This window comes from Candidatus Desulfosporosinus nitrosoreducens, from assembly GCF_030954495.1.
GTDB classification, from domain to species: Bacteria; Bacillota; Desulfitobacteriia; order Desulfitobacteriales; family Desulfitobacteriaceae; genus Desulfosporosinus; species Desulfosporosinus nitrosoreducens.
Genome location: NZ_JAVHUW010000073.1, coordinates 101,863 through 121,252, shown reverse-complemented (window position 1 = coordinate 121,252; position 19,390 = coordinate 101,863). Strand labels below are relative to the sequence as shown.

At 47.6% G+C, this 19,390-nt stretch carries 23 protein-coding genes; all 23 read left to right on the top strand.

Going from position 1 to position 19,390, the window contains the following annotated elements; all coding sequences use genetic code 11:
* The first annotated feature begins 44 nt into the window (after positions 1-44).
* The 23 genes from fliF (at position 45) to REC12_RS21425 (ending at position 19,333) form a co-directional block, all read left to right on the top strand.
* Complete coding sequence (gene fliF, locus REC12_RS21535) at positions 45-1,646, top strand: flagellar basal-body MS-ring/collar protein FliF (protein WP_308897867.1); 1,602 nt, start codon at positions 45-47, stop codon at positions 1,644-1,646.
* A complete protein-coding gene (gene fliG, locus REC12_RS21530) occupies positions 1,647-2,651 on the top strand; it encodes a flagellar motor switch protein FliG (protein ID WP_308897866.1) in 1,005 nt (334 codons plus the stop codon).
* Entirely contained in the window at positions 2,635-3,477 is an 843-nt protein-coding gene (locus REC12_RS21525) for a FliH/SctL family protein (RefSeq protein ID WP_308897865.1), read from the top strand. Before fliG ends, REC12_RS21525 begins: the two co-directional genes overlap by 17 nt.
* A complete protein-coding gene (gene fliI / locus REC12_RS21520) occupies positions 3,434-4,744 on the top strand; it encodes a flagellar protein export ATPase FliI (RefSeq protein ID WP_308897864.1) in 1,311 nt (436 codons plus the stop codon). The genes REC12_RS21525 and fliI overlap by 44 nt, the downstream gene beginning before the upstream one ends.
* A gap of 55 nt (positions 4,745-4,799) precedes the next feature.
* The gene (locus REC12_RS21515; RefSeq protein ID WP_308897863.1) at positions 4,800-5,246 is read left to right on the top strand and encodes a flagellar FliJ family protein; all 447 of its coding nucleotides are present in this window, start codon (positions 4,800-4,802) and stop codon (positions 5,244-5,246) included.
* 10 nt (positions 5,247-5,256) lie between these two features.
* Positions 5,257-5,469, top strand: coding sequence for a flagellar FlbD family protein (locus REC12_RS21510; RefSeq protein ID WP_308897862.1), 213 nt, complete (start codon positions 5,257-5,259; stop codon positions 5,467-5,469).
* A complete protein-coding gene (locus REC12_RS21505; RefSeq protein WP_308897861.1) occupies positions 5,466-5,897 on the top strand; it encodes a flagellar basal body-associated FliL family protein in 432 nt (143 codons plus the stop codon). The genes REC12_RS21510 and REC12_RS21505 overlap by 4 nt, the downstream gene beginning before the upstream one ends.
* A 112-nt stretch (positions 5,898-6,009) precedes the next feature.
* Positions 6,010-7,008, top strand: a complete 999-nt coding sequence (gene fliM / locus REC12_RS21500; RefSeq protein WP_308897860.1) for a flagellar motor switch protein FliM — start codon at positions 6,010-6,012, stop codon at positions 7,006-7,008.
* Positions 7,001-8,266: a flagellar motor switch phosphatase FliY gene (fliY, locus tag REC12_RS21495; RefSeq protein WP_308897859.1), complete on the top strand. Its 1,266-nt coding sequence runs from the start codon at positions 7,001-7,003 to the stop codon at positions 8,264-8,266. The genes fliM and fliY overlap by 8 nt, the downstream gene beginning before the upstream one ends.
* Positions 8,267-8,295: 29 nt before the next feature.
* Positions 8,296-8,643 carry a response regulator gene (locus tag REC12_RS21490; RefSeq protein ID WP_374214240.1) on the top strand — a complete coding sequence of 116 codons (348 nt, stop codon included), beginning with the start codon at positions 8,296-8,298 and terminating at the stop codon, positions 8,641-8,643.
* Position 8,644: 1 nt separating this feature from the next.
* Positions 8,645-9,115 (top strand): flagellar biosynthetic protein FliO, encoded by a 471-nt coding sequence (locus tag REC12_RS21485; RefSeq protein ID WP_308897856.1) that lies wholly within the window; start codon positions 8,645-8,647, stop codon positions 9,113-9,115.
* A complete protein-coding gene (gene fliP, locus REC12_RS21480; RefSeq protein ID WP_308897855.1) occupies positions 9,112-9,882 on the top strand; it encodes a flagellar type III secretion system pore protein FliP in 771 nt (256 codons plus the stop codon). Before REC12_RS21485 ends, fliP begins: the two co-directional genes overlap by 4 nt.
* Positions 9,883-9,930: 48 nt before the next feature.
* Entirely contained in the window at positions 9,931-10,203 is a 273-nt protein-coding gene (gene fliQ / locus REC12_RS21475; RefSeq protein WP_308897854.1) for a flagellar biosynthesis protein FliQ, read from the top strand.
* A gap of 85 nt (positions 10,204-10,288) precedes the next feature.
* The gene (fliR, locus tag REC12_RS21470) at positions 10,289-11,068 is read left to right on the top strand and encodes a flagellar biosynthetic protein FliR (RefSeq protein ID WP_308897853.1); all 780 of its coding nucleotides are present in this window, start codon (positions 10,289-10,291) and stop codon (positions 11,066-11,068) included.
* Complete coding sequence (gene flhB / locus REC12_RS21465; RefSeq protein WP_308897852.1) at positions 11,065-12,114, top strand: flagellar biosynthesis protein FlhB; 1,050 nt, start codon at positions 11,065-11,067, stop codon at positions 12,112-12,114. The genes fliR and flhB overlap by 4 nt, the downstream gene beginning before the upstream one ends.
* Before the next feature lie 69 nt (positions 12,115-12,183).
* Positions 12,184-14,253 (top strand): flagellar biosynthesis protein FlhA, encoded by a 2,070-nt coding sequence (flhA, locus tag REC12_RS21460; protein WP_308897851.1) that lies wholly within the window; start codon positions 12,184-12,186, stop codon positions 14,251-14,253.
* Complete coding sequence (flhF, locus tag REC12_RS21455; protein WP_308897850.1) at positions 14,243-15,400, top strand: flagellar biosynthesis GTPase FlhF; 1,158 nt, start codon at positions 14,243-14,245, stop codon at positions 15,398-15,400. The genes flhA and flhF overlap by 11 nt, the downstream gene beginning before the upstream one ends.
* The gene (locus REC12_RS21450) at positions 15,393-16,247 is read left to right on the top strand and encodes a MinD/ParA family protein (RefSeq protein WP_308897849.1); all 855 of its coding nucleotides are present in this window, start codon (positions 15,393-15,395) and stop codon (positions 16,245-16,247) included. Before flhF ends, REC12_RS21450 begins: the two co-directional genes overlap by 8 nt.
* A 102-nt stretch (positions 16,248-16,349) precedes the next feature.
* The gene (locus tag REC12_RS21445) at positions 16,350-16,994 is read left to right on the top strand and encodes a flagellar brake protein (RefSeq protein WP_308897847.1); all 645 of its coding nucleotides are present in this window, start codon (positions 16,350-16,352) and stop codon (positions 16,992-16,994) included.
* Between the two features lie 2 nt (positions 16,995-16,996).
* A complete protein-coding gene (locus REC12_RS21440; protein ID WP_308897846.1) occupies positions 16,997-17,593 on the top strand; it encodes a chemotaxis protein CheC in 597 nt (198 codons plus the stop codon).
* Positions 17,590-18,072 carry a chemotaxis protein CheD gene (locus REC12_RS21435; protein WP_308897845.1) on the top strand — a complete coding sequence of 161 codons (483 nt, stop codon included), beginning with the start codon at positions 17,590-17,592 and terminating at the stop codon, positions 18,070-18,072. Before REC12_RS21440 ends, REC12_RS21435 begins: the two co-directional genes overlap by 4 nt.
* A complete protein-coding gene (locus REC12_RS21430) occupies positions 18,072-18,461 on the top strand; it encodes a hypothetical protein (protein ID WP_308897844.1) in 390 nt (129 codons plus the stop codon). Before REC12_RS21435 ends, REC12_RS21430 begins: the two co-directional genes overlap by 1 nt.
* A gap of 113 nt (positions 18,462-18,574) precedes the next feature.
* Positions 18,575-19,333 carry a FliA/WhiG family RNA polymerase sigma factor gene (locus REC12_RS21425; RefSeq protein WP_308897843.1) on the top strand — a complete coding sequence of 253 codons (759 nt, stop codon included), beginning with the start codon at positions 18,575-18,577 and terminating at the stop codon, positions 19,331-19,333.
* Positions 19,334-19,390: the final 57 nt, after the last annotated feature.

Below are 19,390 nucleotides of genomic sequence, written 5' to 3'. Positions count from 1 at the left end.
AGACAGGATTGGTTTAAGATGATAATCAAGAGGAGGGGCAAAAAATGGATTTTTCTTGGGCTGGAATAAGAAATTCTATCAGAAATTTTTGGTCAAAGCTTTCTAGCCCACAAAAAATAATTACCGTAGTTGCTCCTCTCGTCGTTGCCGGAGTACTATTTTTTTTGATTGCTTGGGCCAGTACTCCCCAATATGTGGCTATTTTTACGAAGCTGAGTGATTCCGATGCCGGGGCAATTGTGGCCAAACTCAAAGACTTAAAGGCGGACTATAAGCTGGCTGACAATGGTTCAACGATTATGGTTCCCCAGCAGTCGGCGGCCGATCTGCGTTTGGAGCTGGCCAGCGCCGGACTCCCTCAGGAAAGCAAGTTTAGTTTTGATAGTTTAGATACTGTGCATCTCGGTGAAACGGATGCGGATCGAAAATTGCGTTATGTTCTCGGATTGCAGAATGAACTAGAAAATACTTTGAAGACCCTAAATGGAGTGCAAGATGCGCGGGTTCACATCGTTATGCCGGACCCTTCTCTCTTTGTGGATAGTCAGAAAGCGGCAACGGCAGCGGTTACCTTGAAGCTTGTTCCAGGTACGAAATTACAAGATGACCAAGTTCGGGCAGTCGCTAATCTTTTAGCGGGTTCTGTCGAAGGACTGCAACCGGAGAATGTAACTATTGTGGATACGAATGGAAACGTCCTCTCGGATGTATTGGGGAAAAATGGGGATTCTCAACGTTTGACAGGGACTCAGTATCAACTGCAGCAAACGGTGGAAGAGGATACTCGTAAATCAGTGCAAAGCATGCTGGATCGAGTGTTTGGTTCGGGCACAACTGTGGTTCGAATCAGCGCCGCTTTGGATTTCGATCAGATAAAACGTACCAAGCAGGTTAATGGCCCGGGTGCTGTTGTCAGTGAACAGAGCACTAATGAAAGTACGACCAATAGCACCGGAACGGCGCCGGGAGGGGTACCCGGTACCAGCACAAATTCCGTGCCTACTTATGTTACCGGGAGCACGGGAGGAAATTCAACCTCGACTAAAAGTACCGAAACCAAAAATTATCAAGTAGACACGACTCAAGAGGAGCAAGTGGTCAGTCCGGGAGCGGTCAAACGCCTTTCCGTGTCGGTCATGGCTGATTCAGATAGTATCACCCAAGCTCAGCTTGATCAGATTAAAACGATTGTAGCCTCCGCCGCCGGAGTAGACTCCACGCGCGGAGACCAAATTCAAGTTGCCGCCATACCTTTTAATAAGACGGACTTAGAGCAAGAAAGACTGGCGATGGACAATGCCCAAAAACGTCAGCAGTTAGTGACTTATGCTGAGATAGGGGCCGCTGTCTTTCTGGGATTGGTATTTTTCCTGATTTACCTGCGCAATCGAGCCAAGAAGGCTCGGGCTGAAAAGCTTTTGGGGCTGGAGAATTCCCAACCCGTTCCTTTGACAACCGCCGAGTTGTTATTAGCCGAGCAAGAAGCGGCTGAAGAGGAGGCCAGAGTGAGCCTGGCCACTAAAAACGCCAAAACAGCCGAGGACATCGAGAGGCAAAAGACGAAGGAATCGGTTGAACTTTATACACGCAATAATCCAGATGAGGTCGCTCGCCTCATGAAGACATGGCTATCGGAGGAGAGTTAAATGACACAGGCTTTAACGGGCATCCAAAAGGCGGCCATTCTCATGATTGTTTTAGGCCCGGAAAATTCGGCACAGGTGGTCAAACATCTTGGGGAGACGGAAATTGAACAATTAACCCTGGAGATGGCTAATGTCCGCAAAATATCGCCGGAGCAGCGAGATTATGTGATTGAAGAGTTTCATCAAATGTGCATTGCCAATGACTATATCTCTCAAGGTGGAATTGATTATGCACGGGAAGTTCTGGAGCGGGCTTTAGGAGAAACCCGGGCCTTTGAGATCATCAGCCGTTTATCCTCTTCTTTAAAAATGCGTCCCTTTGACCTTGTGCGCAGAACGGACCCCAAACAGCTTTTTTCCTTTATCCAGGGAGAACATCCTCAGACCATCGCTCTGATTATGACCCACCTTCCGCCGGACAAAGGGGCGACGCTGCTGGCCAGCCTCCCTCCGGAGCGACAGGCGGACGTCGCCAAGCGCATAGCCACAATGGGACGAACGAGTCCGGAAGTGCTTAAGGAAATCGAAAAAGTTTTGGAACGCAAGATCTCCAGTCTTGCTCCGACGGATTATACATCTTCCGGCGGAATTCAAAGTATTGTGGATGTCTTGAACCGTACAGATCCCGGAACGGTCAAAGTTGTCATGGATTCCTTGGAAATGGATGATCCGGATTTGGCGGAACAGATCAAACGTCAGATGTTTGTCTTCGAGGATATTATTATGCTGGATGACCGAGGGATTCAGTTGGTCTTGCGCGAAGTAGAGACGAAGGATCTGGGTTTGGCCTTGAAAGGAAGCAATCCCGAAGTTGCGCAGAAAATTATGGCCAATATGTCGTCCCGAGCTTCTCAGATGCTCAAAGACGATATGGAATTTATGGGACCTGTGCGTTTGCGCGATGTCGAAGAAGCTCAGCAACGAATTGTTAAAGTAATTCGCAAGCTCGAAGAGAGCGGAGCGATCGTTGTCTCCAGGGGGGGTAGTGATGAAATTATCTATTAACGGCAGAGTCGTTAAACGTCAAGATGTCGAGGTATCTGCTCCGCGCCTGGTAGAGTGCAACGAAGGCTTTCAACGTTTAGAAGAGTATCTCTCCGTTTTAACCGTGGCGGAAAGTGTACCCATCCCTGCAGATCCTCCGGAATGGGTCGAGCCGCTGCCCTCGATCAGCGAGACTCAAGAAAAGGCCGAAAAAATCTTGGCTGAGGCTCAGGCAGCTGCCCAGGAAATCCTGGCAAAGGCTCAAGAGGAGGCACGCCAGGCTCTTGCCCAAGCCCGGGAGGAAGCGGATCGTCTCCGGGAGGAGGCGGCCCGAACTGCTCAAACTGAGATCTACCCGGCTGCGCAAGCCGAAGGATATAAGATTGGTCTGGAGGCTGGAGAAGCGGAAGGAAAAAGACAAACACAGCGCGCAAACCAGCTTTTTCAGTTGGCGCAGAGGGCGGTTCAGGAAGAATACGCTAAGGTAGATGCGGAGCTGCTGCACTTAGCGCTTAAGATTGCCGAGCGTATAATACGTTCGACCTTGACCCTGGAACCTCAGCGTTTAATGAATATTATTCGCTCTCTGACCTTGCTGCCCCAGGAACGTCAGGGCTGGAGGCTTCATGTGTCTCCGGGGGACGCCTATTTATTAGAAGACGATCATTTTCCCTGTCCGGGAGTGATTGATGAATCTCTGAGTTCCGGAGATTGTTATTTAGAGTGTCAGGAAGGTATTTTCGATGCCCGGGTAGAAGCTCAGTTGAATAAACTGGAAAACGCCTTACGAGAGGAGCTCGAACATGGGAGTATGGAATTCGTTGGCTCAGACAGTGGAACAAACTGAACCGATTGCTTCTCAGGGGCGTGTCTCGAAAATTATAGGTTTGATGATTGAAGCCGCCGGACCGAGAGCCAGTGTTGGAGAGTATTGTCATATTGTAACGCGCACTGCCGGGGAGATACCGGCTGAAGTGGTCGGATTCCGAGATTCCGCCACCTTGCTGATGCCCTTAGGGGAGTTGGAAGGGATAGCGCCCGGAGACCGGGTACTTCCCCAAGCTCAGAAACTGACGGTTGCGGTGGGGCCGGAATTGTTGGGAAGAATTCTCGATGGCTTGGGCCATCCCTTGGATCAGCGGCCTCTTAGCACAGAAGCTGCCTATCCTTTGCAAAAATCTCCTCCGAATGCTTTAACGCGTCCCCGGATTCGCGAGGTGTTGGGGGTCGGAGTGAGGTCTATCGATGGCTTAATTACGATTGGCCGCGGCCAGAGAATGGGGATCTTTGCCGGGTCCGGAGTAGGTAAAAGTACCTTGCTTGGCATGATGGCCAGAAACACCGTTGCCGACGTTAATGTCATTTGTCTGGTCGGAGAACGGGGGCGGGAGCTGCGTGATTTTATCGAGAAAGATCTTGGCCCTGAGGGCTTAGCCCGTTCGGTGATTGTGGTGGCTACATCGGATCAGCCGGCTTTAGTACGGCTGAAAGCGGCTTTTACGGCGACGGCTGTCGCCGAGTATTTTAGAGATCAGGGCCGGCATGTTCTCTTGATGATGGATTCAGTGACCCGTTTTGCGATGGCGCAGCGGGAAGTTGGCTTGACGGTTGGGGAGCCTCCGGCGACCCGCGGCTATCCTCCTTCAGTCTTTGCGCTGTTGCCGAAACTCTTGGAACGGTCCGGGATGTCTGAGAACGGAAGTATAACAGGGATTTACACAGTTTTAGTAGATGGAGACGATCACAATGAACCGATTGCCGACTCAGTGCGGGGAATTCTTGATGGACATATTGTCTTGACCCGTGAATTGGCGATGCAAAATGAATATCCGGCCATCGATATTTTACAGTCGGTGAGTCGGGTCATGACAGACGTCATTACCTCTGAACATAAGATCTTAGCCGGTAAGATACGAGAACATTTAGCGATCTATCGCGAGGCTAAAGACTTGATTGATATAGGTGCTTATGTCGCGGGAAGCAATCCCAAGATTGATGCTGCTATTGCGCATAGGGACCGGATTCAGGAGTTTACCCGGCAAGGGGTAGACGAAAAAGCTGATTTCCAAGGCATGTATTGGCAAATGCAGAAAATTATCCAAGATGTCTCCTAAAAGAAATACACCGCCAAAGCTTTAAACTTATTTAAGCCCTTTAGGGAGTGGTAGAGTGGCACGATTTCAGTTTCGTTTAGAAACAAGTCTTCGCCTGGCTGAACAGGCTTTGAAAACGGCCCGGCAGGAACTGTCCGCCGAGATCAGACGCTGGCTTGCCTGCAAGTCGGCCAGTGAGGAACAGCGAAGGGTATTGCTGTCAGCTCAGGAGGAACAACGTAATGCAGGCCGGTGTTGTCCTGAAAATCTCGGAATCTGCCAGGTGTTTGCTCAGGAGCAGCAGAAGAAACTGAGGGAATGTGAGGCTAAGCAGATCCAACAGGAACTTGTTTTGGAAGATGCCCGCAGTAACTTGTTGAAAGCGCACCAGGAGGCGGAGAAGTTTCGCCGCCTTAAAGAGAAACAACTCAAGGCTTTTCTTCTTGCCGAAGTTCGAAAAGAACAAAAAATCTTGGATGAAACCGGGCAAGTGCTTTATTGGCGTAAACAAAGACTACTTTAGGGGGCGAACTATGATTTACGTTACTCGTTTAAATGCCAAGTGTTTTGCCATCAACCCGGATTTAATTGAAGTAATGGAAGAGACACCGGATACGGTGATTACCCTCACTAATGGAAACAAATATGTCGTGTCCGAGGGTATTGATATTCTCATAGACCGGATTACAGAGTTTCGCCGACGTTGTCGCCCGGTTTGCAAAGTGGAGGAGCGATCAGATTCATGAATAAAAAATCACTCATTTTTACTATTCTGGTTTTGCTTGTAGGCACAGCTATAGGCGTGGGAGGAACAGTCGGTGTGCAGAAATTTTTCTTCAAATCAACAGGTTCAAAGGTTTCCGCCGCATCAGCTGCCCAAAAGGACGGACCGCTCCTGCCGCTGGGAGAGTTTACGGTAAATTTGCAAGGAGGAGCCTTTCTCAAAACTTCGCTTACCGTTGAAGTGACGGATGCTAAAGCGGAAACTCAATTAAAGAATGAAGACGCTTTTTTGAAGGATCGTGTCAATACCGTATTGGCTAATAAATCTCTGGCCGATGTCCAAACCGCGGCAGCTCGTGAAAAATTAAGGGAGGAACTCATTAAACAACTCAATGAAGTAGCTAATAACCAAATTGATGACGTCTTGTTTGTGTCGTTAGTTTATCAATAAAGTTTTTGTAATCCGTGATTCGGTCTGCGTCCGGCAGGCGTAAAATAACAAAGCGGCAGCTTCTTGTTGCGGACGCGGAACTAGGAATATTGAGATTGAGAGGGGGGATTCTATGGGAGACGTTTTATCCCAAGCTGAAATTGATGCTTTGCTAAGTGCCTTATCCGATGGGCAAGTTGACGTGGAAGAAATGAAAACGACCAAGACTCAAAAGCGAATTCGGGTCTATGACTTTAAACGCCCTAATAAGTTTTCCAAGGATCAAATTCACTCCCTCCAAAACATTTACGAAAATTATTGCCGTTCGTTGACCACCTATCTTTCGGGGAACTTACACACAGTTGTTGAATGCGGTGTCTTGTCTATTGAGCAAATAACTTATGATGAATTTATACGTTCTCTCCCCAATCCCACGGTGTTAGGGCTGCACGCTTTAAACCCTTTGGAAGGAACTGTCCTGATCGAAATGAGCCCGACTTTGGCCTTTACAGTCGTAGACCGGCTTTTAGGGGGTCAAGGTCCAGGCGGTGAAAAAAATCGGGATTTGACCGAAATCGAAAAGACGATCATTGAAAACCGTTTAAAGCAGATGATTTTCATCTCGGAGGAAGCTTGGTCGGAAGTTTACAAGCTTGAACCGCAATTTGTCTCTATGGAGACAAATCCTCAGTTTACCCAAATTGTGGCTCCCAATGAGATGATTGTGCTGATTACTTTGGAAATTAAAGTTGGGGATTCTGTGGGGATGATCAATATTTGCATGCCCTACCTTGTGCTTGAGCCTATAGTGGATAAATTGAGTACCTTTTTCCTCTTTTCCACTCAGGCTAAGATTTCCTCTCCAGAACAGGTCAAAGCGATCCGGCAAAAGATTGAGTGGGCCAAAGTTGACATGATTGCCTTGTTAGGCCACTCTGAGATCCTTGTCCGAGATCTTTTGGAGTTGTCGCCGGGAGATGTGATTCCCTTGAATCAGCTGGTTAATGATCCGATTCCGATTTATGTGGGGGAATTTATGAAATTCAAGTCGATACCCGGACTGCACGGAGAACATCTTGCTGTGCAAATTATGGAAATCGTAAAGGAAGGAGGGGAAGAAACAGATGGGTAACGGCATGCTTTCTCAAGAAGAGATTGACGCTTTGCTTCGCGGTACAGTGGAAGTTGATGCGGAGACCGAGAATTTACAACCGGGAAACAATTTGGAAGATATGGAAAAGGATACGCTGGGAGAAATAGCGAATATTTCCATGGGGACCGCCGCTACGACGTTGTCCCTGCTCTTGAACAAAAAAGTTGAGATTACAACTCCTAAAGTTGACGTAACAACATCACAGCAGATCCGGGAAGAATATCCTATTCCTTCCGTAATATGTGATGTGCGTTATAAAGCGGGAATTGAGGGCTCTAACCTTCTAATTCTTTCGCAGCGAGACGCTTCTGTAATCGTAGACTTAATGATGGGGGGGGATGGGAAAAATCCCTCAGCTGAGCTTTCTGAGTTGCAAATCAGTGGTGTATCAGAGGCAATGAATCAGATGATGGGGTCGGCTGCCACTTCCATGTCTACGATGTTTAACTCTATGGTGGATATTACTCCGCCGAGTTTAGTGCTTAATGATTTATCTCAGGATCGGGATGTCATTCAGGACTTTTTGTCGCCATCAGACCCTTTGGTGCGGATCTCTTTCAGAATGGTTGTGGAAGATGTTATTGACAGCACCCTAATTCAGGTGATCCCGGTTGACATGGCTAAGCGCATGGTTGATAAGTTAATGGGAGTGATGACAAGCGGACCGGCGCAAGCGGCCGGTGCTAAAGAAGCTGCTCCGGCATTGGAAACGCCGCAGATCCCAACTCCGACTCTCGCACCTTCAGCAGCATACCAAAGTCCGCCGCCCGCGGCAGCTTATCAAACACCACCGCCTTCGGCGGCTTATCAAAGTCCTCCGCCGCCTGCTTATGAAACGCCGCCTTATGCCGCGTCTTCAATGGGTTATCCGCCGCCGCCCTATGGCAATATGCCGGGAAATAGTTATAGCGGATTCCAGACTCCGGTTCAGCCGGCTCAGTTTGCACCGCTTCAGCCGGGACAGCCAATGGGGCAGCATGATAACCTCAATTTAATTTTGGATGTTCCGCTGCAGATTAGTGTGGAGCTGGGGCGAGCTAAAAAGACTATTAAAGAAATCTTAGAAATGGGTCCAGGCTCTGTCATAGAATTAGATCGTCTGGCCGGCGAACCGGTGGACATGATTGTTAACGGCAAGTTAATCGCCAAATGCGAAGTTGTTGTTGTTAATGAGACGTTCGGAATTCGCATTACAGACATCGTTCATCCCATGGAACGAATGAATACCTTAAATTAGAGGAGGAAATTTGAGTGAGCGCTACTATAATGATTGTTGATGATGCTGCATTTATGCGTATGATGCTAAAGGATATCCTGAATAAAAACGGTTTTACTGTCGTTGGAGAAGCAGAAAATGGAGCCATAGCTGTAGACAAATATATGGAATTACAGCCGAATTTGACGATTATGGACATAACCATGCCGGAGATGGATGGCCTTCAGGCAGTCAAAGAAATCCGCAAACGGGACTCCAAGGCCCGTATCATTATGTGCAGTGCCATGGGGCAGCAGACAATGGTTATTGAGGCTATTCAATCCGGAGCTAAAGATTTCGTTGTTAAACCCTTTCAAGCGGAACGTGTGGTCGAGGCCGTTACGAAGGCGTTGAAATAAAATGACAGACATAGAAAGCCAGCCATTTCCATCAAGCAGTGCAGTTCCGGCAGCCGGACAGTCCGTTTTTTCTTGGTGGGGGCTAATCGGGACATTGCTGGTTTTCCTGATAATTCTTCTGGTGTCTTTGTGGGTTATTCGCAAGCTTAACCGGGCCAATGTGCGCAGCATGAATGCGCCTTGGGCCAGGGTCCTTGACCGGCAGGTTTTGGGAGGGCAGCAAATTCTCTACCTTGTAGAAGTAGCGGGGCAGCTCCAAGTGCTGGGAGGATCTGACCACAACCTGGTAAAAATTTCAGAAATTAATGATCCTGTCTTGGCCGCCGAAATTCTTGAAGAAATCGCGACACGTCCTTCCGAACGAGTGGACGGATGGCTGAAAAACCTGCAAAGGCTGGGACGACGGGGGATACGCAAAAAAGATTCATTTTCTCGGGAATTGGAACGCTTGCTTGAGGAGGTGGAAAAATGAAAGTTTCTCCCAAGCATTCTCTGGGTTGCCTCGGTGCGGCCGGTATTGGCTTAATCATTGTGAGCTGGGAACTTTTCCTTCGGCCCCGAACGGTTTTAGCCGCAGGATTAACTCTTGATCTGGGCAGTTCAACGGCACAGCAGACAAGTACATCTCTGCAGTTGTTATTTTTAATGACAATACTGTCCTTGGCTCCGGCAATCCTTATGTTGATGACTTCTTTCACCCGCATTATGATTGTGCTTTCTTTTGTCCGCAATGCTTTGGGAACGCAGCAGCTCCCCCCCAACCAGGTACTTGTAGGACTTGCCTTGATTTTAACCTTTTTTGTTATGGCTCCGACTTGGAACCAGATCAATGCGGATGCAGTCCAGCCTTACATGAAAAACCAGATTACCCAGACAGAAGCTTTGACAAAAGCGGAAGAACCGCTGCGCAATTTTATGTTTAAGCAGACCCGGGAAAAAGATTTGGAGCTCTTTGTGGGCTTAGCCAAGATGGAACGCCCTAAGACCTATCGCGATATTCCTACGTATGTTCTTGTTCCCGCCTTTGTGATCAGTGAATTAAAAACGGCTTTTCAGATGGGCTTTGCTATTTTTATTCCCTTCATCGTCATAGATATGATCGTCTCCAGCACGCTGATGTCTATCGGAATGATGATGCTCCCGCCGATGATGATTTCTTTGCCGTTTAAGCTGTTACTGTTTGTGCTGGTGGATGGCTGGCATTTAGTAATCCAATCGTTAATATCGAGTTTTCATTAAAGCAAATGAGGGCTGTATTGTTGTATACTGGAAAAGGGAGGGATGTTCGTGAGTCAAAATACCGTTCTATTTATGGCTAAAGAAGCTTTGGGAACGGTCCTGCTTGTCGGGGGGCCGATCCTGGGAGTTAGCTTATTGGTAGGCTTGATGGTCAGCATTTTTCAATCTATGACTCAGATTCAGGAACAGACACTTTCCTTTATTCCTAAAGTTCTCGCGGTAGCGGTTATCTTAATTTTATTAGGTCCTTGGATGCTGTCGGTCTTGACCGCCTATACTTCGAATTTACTAACCCAAATATCGACTTTCGGAGCCATGTAAGCTGAGACGCTAGGCTTGTGTTTCAATGGTCGTGAATTCGGACTTCTGGCCTCGGACTTCGGATTTCTGTTAAGGGGGGAGAGATTTGGGTATAGCGGAGGTGCTTCAGTGGAACCTCTCCTTGTTTTTGTTGATTTTATTCCGTTGGGCCGGCATGATTATGTTAGCCCCGGTATTTGGCGCCCGGGGAGTTCCGACTATGATAAAGCTCGGTTTGGCCGGGAGTTTGTCCGTGGTTATCTATCCTTTGATCTCAGCCACTCATCCCCTGATTCCTACTGAACTGCTGCCCTATATTGCTGTGGTGGTTAAAGAAATACTGGTAGGCTTAGTTATCGGCTTTGTCATCTACGCCCTGACAGCGATTTTTCAAGGGGCGGGGCAGCTGCTTGATTTCCAAATGGGCTTTACCATGGGGGCTTCGATAGATCCGGTTTATGGCGTACAGAGCCCTATGATGGGTAATTTTCAAATGGTTCTGGCTACTATGCTTTTGCTTGCTACGAATGCGCATCATTATTTGATAGTAGCTCTCGTCAAAAGCTACGCCTATATTCCCATTAACCCTACAAATTTACCCGGCGGTTATCTCTATTACGCTCAATTGATCGGGCATGTTTTTTCCCTGGCGATTCAATTGGCAATTCCGGTCTTTGGAGCACTTCTGGTTTCCGATGTCGGAGTGGGGCTCTTGTCGAGGACCGTTCCCCAATTGAACATCTTTTCGGTAGTGTTCCCGGTTAAGATCATTTTCGGCTTCATTCTTTTATTTTTAGCGATTCCCTTTTTCGGAGAGTCGGTAAGTCATCTTTTTAACTTGAATATGTCTTGGATTTTGCAGCTTTATCAGGGGTGGAAACAATGAGTGAAAAAAAACACGCCGCCACACCCCGGCGCAGGCAGGAAGCGCGTAAAAAAGGTCAGGTTTTTAAGAGTCAGGAAGTTATATCGGCCTTTATGCTTTTAGGGCTGGTCTCCGTCCTGAAATATTGGCTTCCGTCCATGCTGCTGCGCATGGAGCAGTTATTTCCTTATGTTTTGGGACTCTCCTCTGATTGGACCGAGCCTTCTGTGGCGAGTCTGATGCTTAATATTCTTTGGTTAGGAGTTCAAATTGTTTGGCCGATTATGGGCGCAGGATTTTTGATCGCTCTGGCGGCAAATTACATTCAAGTGGGAGTACTTTTTTCCGGAGAGTCCATGAAGCCTCAATTATCCCGCTTAAGCCTGATTAGTGGCGCCAAACGGATGTTTGGGGTTCGGGCCTGGATTGAGCTGGCCAAATCCCTACTGAAAGTCATTTTGATTGGCTATTTTCTTTACGCAAGTGTTCGCGACCATCTGGATATTTATCCCGCTTTGCAGCAACTGGACGTGGGGCAAGGGGCTGTTTATTTAGGACAAGCCCTGACGGATCTGGCTTGGAATATCTCGATTTCCTTTTTTGGACTGGCAGCCTTGGATTATCTCTATCAACGGTGGGAATATGAAAAGAATTTGCGCATGTCTCATGAGGAATTAAAGCAGGAATATAAACAAACGGAAGGAAATCCGGAACTCAAAGGTGAAATTAAAAAACGGCAGCGGGCTATGGCCATGCGCCGGATGATGCAGGACATGAAAAAGGCGGATGTCGTGATTACAAACCCGACACATTTTGCGGTTGCCCTGCGTTATGACTTGAAAGTCCAAAGCGCCCCTTTTGTCGTCGCTAAAGGACAAGATGAGGTTGCCTTGCGCATGAAAATGTTAGCGCAAGAGTATGATTTGGTGGTCATGGAAAACAAGCCGCTGGCCCGGGCTCTTTACGCTCAAGTAGAGATTGGGCAAAGCATCCCGGCGGAGCTCTATAAAGCGGTCGCCGAGGTTCTGGCCTTTGTTTATCGTTTGAAGAAGAAGAAACATGCCTGATGATGGGAATCATCGGAAGGTTAGCATACAACGAATTGGCTTATAAACAGGAAGGGGGAACAAGCGTTTATGGCAACCGCATTTAGGCATCGACTCATGAACAACAGGGACATTTTAACGGCCATCGGAGTTGTGGGCATTGTTGTCATGATGGTTGTACCCTTGCCTGCAAGTTTACTGGATATCTTGATCACTTTGAATATTTCGGGTTCAGTGCTTACCTTGATGCTGGCGGTTTTCACCGTGGAACCGCTGGAATTTTCCGCGCTGCCCTCCTTGTTGCTGATTATGACTTTGTTCCGCTTGTCCCTGAACATTTCGACGACACGTTTGGTTCTTTTAAATGGCTATGCCGGTCAGGTCATTCAGCAGTTTGCCCAATTTGTTATTCGGGGAAATATAGTAGTTGGTTTCATTGTTTTTGCGATTTTGGTTATTGTCCAATTTATAGTTATTACGAAAGGCGCGGAACGGGTTTCGGAGGTAGCGGCACGTTTTACTTTAGACGCTATGCCCGGAAAGCAGATGGCTATTGATGCGGACTTGAATGCGGGTATAATTAATGAACAGCAGGCTCGCGAGCGGCGCAAAGAGATTCAAAACGAAGCGGATTTTTATGGAGCTATGGATGGTTCCACGAAGTTTATCAAAGGGGATGCCATTGCCGCTATCGTCATCTTGTTCATTAATATTATCGGGGGGTTTATCTCGGGCGTTGTCATGCAAGGGCTGCCCTTGCTGGATGCTCTGCAAAAGTATACGATGCTGACGATTGGGGACGGCCTTGTTTCCCAGATTCCAGCCTTGTTGATTTCCACTGCGACCGGACTCGTGGTGACCAGAGCTTCGTCAGACAGCAACTTAGGAGAAGATCTGGGCAAACAAATGTTCCAAAATCCCCGGGCCATGTACATCACGGCTGGGGTGCTGGTAGTACTGGGCCTTCTCGGCCTGCCGCCGGTTCCCATGTTCTTAGTAGCGGCGGTGTTGGTAGGGGCTGGAGTATTGCTGGAGAGAAAATCTAAAGTTTCCGATGTTGTGGATACGGAAGCTGCCCGGAATTCGGAAATTGAAGAAAGTAAAAAACCGGAAAATGTTTTGAACCTCTTACATATTGACCATATGGAACTGGAGCTTGGTTATGCCTTGATTGCTTTAGTTGATGTGCAGCAAGGAGGAGATTTGCTCGATAGAATCGTGCTTATCCGCCGTCAAATTGCCAGTGAGCTTGGATTTATTGTTCCTGTCATCCGCGTGCGCGACAATATGAATCTTCAGCCCAATCAATACAACATTAAAATTCGAGGAGCGGAAGTGGCCACCGGAGAGATTATGCCTGAGCAATATATGGCGATGAGCAATGGCTTTGAGGATGAGTCTTTGCCGGGTACTCCGACCAAGGAACCGGCTTTTGGGCTTGATGCCAAATGGATCAGCGCCATGTACCGGGAGCAGGCTGAACTTAGCGGCTGGATGGTTGTCGATGCACCGACGGTATTGGCTACTCATATAACGGAAGTGATTAAAGCTCAGGCTTGGAATATTCTCAATCGCCAAGATGTCAAAACCCTTGTGGATCATGCTAAAGAGCAGGCTCCCGCTGTGGTTGAAGAGCTTATTCCGGATTTACTCAGTCTGGGTCAAATTCAGAAAGTCCTCTCCAATATGTTGCGTGAAAGGGTTTCGATTCGCGATATGATCACAATTCTGGAAACTTTGGCCGATCAGGCCCATACGACTAAAGATACGGACCGTTTGACCGAACATGTGCGGCAGGCTTTAGCCCGTCAGATTTTACAGCCTCTTTTAGGAAAAGACAAGACATTGCCTGTGCTGACTCTGGACCCTCAGGTGGAGCAGCAGATTCTTGACAGTATACAGCCTTCCGATTATGGCACGTATTTGACTCTTGATCCTAAAGTATTGCAGGTCCTGATGCAAAGCCTCTCCCGAGAGGTGGAAAAAGTGACTCTCAAAGGATATACTCCTGTGCTGGTATGCGCTCCCCTCGTGCGGATTAATCTAAAACGGGTTACGGAGCGGCAAATCCCTCAGCTGTTGGTGCTTTCTTATAACGAATTGGTTCAAGACGTCCAAGTTCAAGCTGTAGGAATGGTGGGGATAGAACGTGCGAGTTAGACGATTTGTGGGCGATAGCGTGGCCGAGACGATGGGCAAGGTCAAGCGGGAACTGGGTTCGGAAGCAGTCATTCTGCAAACTCGTGAATTCCGGGAAGGCGGGTTTCTTGGTTTTTTTGGCAAAATGAAAGTAGAGATTACGGCGGCTATTGAAGAAACTCCTGTTATTGCTCAAGTTAAAGGATATAGAAATATTGCGGAGGAGAAAAAGCCGGTTAGAGATGAAAGAATTGCTTCGGCCTTTCCGGCGGAGCATTCCGCTGTGCTGGAAGAAGAACTTAGGTCCATGCGCTTGATTTTACAAAAAATGAACAATCATATGGAAGGTTTTAAGGAGGAAAAAAGCGTTTGGCCGCTAACTCTTTTAAAATGGATGAATTATTTAAAAGAACGTGGTATTGGCGATTATCTTATCAATCGTTTGCTGAGCCAGGTACAACAGACATTGACCGAAGAGGAATGGGAGGATAACACCAAAGTTTTCAAACGACTGGAAGGAAATGTGTGTCAAATCTGCAGTCAAACCGGACCGATTCAGCCGGGAATTGACAAGCCGAGAGTTGTTGCTTTAATTGGCCCGACCGGAGTAGGGAAAACGACAACGATTGGCAAGTTAGCCGCGGGATTTAGTATTATTGATAAGCGCAAAGTTGCTTTGATAACCGCCGATACTTATCGGGTCGCCGCAGTGGAGCAGCTGAAAACCTTCGGGGAAATTATAGGGGTGCCGGTAGAGGTTGTCATGACGCCTTCGGGTTTGCGTGAGGCCCTTGACCTTCACGCTGACAAAGAGCTTATTTTTATTGATACTGCCGGAAGAAGCCCGCATCACGAATTACATATGTCAGAACTATGTGCCTTTTTAGATCAGGCGCAGCCGGATTTTACGATGCTTGTTATGAGCGCCACGACGCAAGTTGAAGATCAGATTCAGATTTACAAGCGTTTTGAGAGTCTTACGAGCCATTTTATTTTTACGAAACTGGATGAAACAGCGCGTGCCGGCTCTCTGATCAATTTACTGGGGCAAACGACTTTGCCGACGGCTTATTTGACGAACGGTCAAAGTGTACCCGACGATATAGAGGTTGCAACTCCGGAACGTATTGCCCACTATGTTTTGGGGGAGGGATTGCCTCATGCATGATCAAGCAAGTGTTTTGCGAATTCTTGCTAAAAAAGAGAAGAGTAAAATGCGTGTTATTGCCGTCACCAGCGGTAAGGGCGGAGTGGGGAAAACGAGCCTTACAGTCAATTTGGCTTTGGCCCTGGCCGAGTACGGTCAGCGGGTGGTCATTCTTGACGGGGATTTGGGTTTGGCGAATGTGGATGTTGCTTTTGGGCTGATTGCCCGCTATACGGTCGAGCACTTGTTATGCGGAGAGAAGACGATAGAAGAAATTATGCTGACGGGTCCGCGCGGTATAGGAATTATCCCGGGGGGGTCAGGTGTCCAAAATTTAGCGAATTTAGATCGGGATAAATTGTCCAATGTGATTTTAAATCTGGGGCGGTTGGAAAAAATGGCGGACCTTCTGATTATCGATACAGGAGCGGGGCTGGGGTATACCGTTACGAACTTTTTACAAGCTGCCGATGATATCATTATGGTAACAACTCCGGAGCCTACGGCTCTGACCGATGCTTACGGGTTGTTGAAAACGCTGAGGAAAGAGGCGGGCGAGGTCCCCATTCACATTGTTGTTAATAGGGTACGCTCGGAAAATGACGCCCAGGCTACATTTAACCGCCTGGAAACCGCTGTCAGAAAGTTTTTACACGGATCGCTGAATTTTATGGGCTGGGTTTATGACGATCCGCTTGTGGGATGCTCTGTCATGCAGCAGGACCCTTTAGGGATCAGCTTTCCGGAAAGCTCGGCCTACCGCTGCATTCAGTGGATTGCTTCCAAGGTCAGTGGAATTTATCAAAGTCCTCCCCGTCAAGCCGGCGGAGTCAAAGGCTTTTTAAACAAGCTGCTGCGCTCATTTTAGAGTATTGAATTCCCCTGGCTGTGAATCTTACCTTAAACATAACTATGGTTTAAAGCGTTATTCTTACAATGAAGATAGAATATCATAGTTGGGGGTGATGACTTGTCGTATAAGAATAAGCTTTTGCCGGGAATTACTGTCGAATTGACTGTGCCTGAAGGGGATTATGAAGGAAACTATCGGACGCGTATTGAAGAAGTCGGTGAAAGACTTCTCATGGTCGGCGCCCCTTTCGACAAAAGTGGGATTGTCCCTTTACGTGAGGGAATGATGGTCAAACTGACGTTTTGGGATGAAGTTGCCGCTTATTCCTTTGAAGGAAGAATTATGCAAAGAATCGCAATTCCTGTGCCAATCTTTGTTTTAGAACTGCCGCAGTCTATCGCTAAAGTTCAGCGCCGCAGTTTTGTTCGTGTTCCAGCCTTTTTTCCCGTGGCTTTCCGGATGGTAACCAAAGAAGGGCTCAGTGATTTGAAAAAGGCTGTTATGCTGGATTTAAGCGGCGGAGGAATGCGCTTTACGACAGAAGACTATGTGGAAAATAAGTCATTGCTCTATGCTCAATTAAGCCTGCCGAATGGAGAACTGCAAACCCCTGTTCGTGTTTGCCGGGTGGAAAAGGTAGAAGACAGCAAACACTACAGTATTTCGGTTGAGTTTCATGATCTGCCAGAGCGTGATCGGGATCGAATCGTCAAATGCGTTTTTGAAATACAAAGGGCGATGCGTAAGAAAGGGTTGGTATAAAAATGGAGATTACACAGTTCCAACTTGATGCCTTGCGTGAAATAGGAAATATCGGCTCGGGGCATGCGGCGACGGCTTTGTCTACCCTTTTGCAACGTCGGATTGATATGTCTGTTCCGGAAGTTTGGGCAGTACCGTTCGAAAGTGTTTCGCCAATCATAGGTCAGCTGGATTCTCCTCAAGTGACTATCTATGTGAAAGTAGAAGGAACAGCCCCGGGAAAAGCTGTTTTTTTCTTTCCGGTGGAGAGCGCTGAGATTGTTGTCCAGGCTTTGTTCGGTACTGATGAGCCCATGGACCTGTTCACAAATGAGATGGCACAGTCAGCTCTGAAAGAAGTTGGCAATATTTTAGTAAGTTCGTTTCTCATAGCTCTCAGTCAATTCTCAGGCATTCCTCTTCAACCCTCTGTTCCTGCCATAGCGGTGGATATGATTGGGGCGAGCCTGGATGCAATTTTACTTGAAGAGGGTCTATTGGATGATACTATACTCTTTATTGATACTCAACTTTCAGGAATTCCCAAGATCGAAGGTCAATTCATCTTTTTACCGGATGATGGATCATTGAAGAAATTGTTGGGGGCTATGGGATTATGAATGGAGTAATCAGTGTAGGGATGGCCGATTTTAAAACGGCGAAATCCCCGGACATATTGCTGACTGCGGGCCTAGGGTCTTGTATTGGGATTTGCATTCATGACCCTTTTCTTAAAGTAGGAGGGATGGCCCATATTATGCTCCCTACGGCCAATGGGAATGCCGGGGGAAATCCCGCTAAATACGCCGACACGGCAATGGAGTTATTGCTTAAAGAAATTTCGCTCATGGGAGCGAACTCCTCCCGCTTAAAAGCTAAAATAGCCGGCGGTGCTCAGATGTTTTCATTTCCCGGCAAACCTCCGGTTCTAAAGATTGGAGACAGGAATGCGGAGGCGGTGGAACAGGAATTGAAGAGATATGGGATTCCGCTTTTGAGCTCAGACGTTGGCGGAAGTTTCGGCAGGACAATTCATTTCGACGTAGGAACTGGTGAATTGAGAGTTCGGACAATAAACCATGGTGAAAAGGTGATTTGATGACCACCCAAATGAGCGGGTTGTTTAAAATTTGGATCTTGCGCGTCTCTCTCGCTATTGCCGCTATCGTAGTTTTGCTGAGCTGGGTTAATGGTGTAAGATCTTTTGACTTAGTTGTTCGCACAGGCTTGTCCTTTGGGATTTTATATCTTTTGCTTTCGGCCATATTAATGGCCTTTCAAAAGACTTCTTTGCCTGAGCCGCAAGCAGAAGAGACGGGTTCGACGCCTGAACCCGGCGGTGTGATCGACTTTTCCGTGGGAGATGAGACCCTAAGCTTAAAATCTGATGCACCGTTGTTTCCCGGTCAGGTAGATCCGAGTTTAAGCATAGGGTTGGAGGATGGCAAACGAAAAGCGGACATTGTGCGCCGCATGGGGTGGGAATAATTGAGCTGCTCTTTGACATTTAGGGTTCGAAAGCAAAGGATACTGCGACATTCAGTGTGTGTTTCGGGCCGCGAGCATCAAACCGCGAATATCGGGTAGGAGGTGAGTAAAACTTGATACCAAACGCCTATGAAATCGCTGCGAGAGGATCTTGGAAGCAGGAGCACATCGAACAATACCTGCCTTTGGTTAAGCGTATTGCGGGTCGTTTAGCCATGTCTCTTCCGCCCCATGTCGACGAGGATGATATCATTGGGTATGGTGTCTTTGGGTTACTCGATGCATTAGAACGGTTCGAGGTTGCCAGAGGGTGGAAATTTGAGACTTATGCTTCGATTCGCATTCGTGGAGCCATGATTGACGGACTCAGAACTATGGACTGGGTTCCTCATTCCGCCCGGCAAAAAGTGAAACGTGTTCAAGACGCTTTTGCCGAGTTGGAGTATCGTTTCGGACGGGCGGCTACCGCCGAAGAAGTAGCCAAATTGCTGAATTTTGAAGTTAAGGAAGTTGAGACGGTTTTGGCACAGGCCCAGATCTTAACCTTAACCTCTTTTGACGAACCGCCTGTTGACGGGACAGGGGATAACAACAACAATGGCACTCCTCTTAATTTGCTCGAAGATCCCGGGGCAACCGAAGCTTATCAGAACGTGGAAAAAGAAGAGACGAAACAGATTCTGGCTGCGTCAGTGGAGAAATTACCGGAGAAAGAAAAGCTGGTGATCGCTTTATACTATCAAGAAGAGCTTACCCTCAAAGAAATTGCCGCGGTTTTAAAACTTTCCGAATCCAGGATTTCCCAATTGCATTCTCAAGCAATTGCTCGTTTGCGGGGAAAGCTCAGCCGGCAGAAAAGCACGTTATTCTAAAGCAAAAGCACTAATGTTTTTGCTGGATTATGTCGATAGAGTAATTAGTTCGTTTAG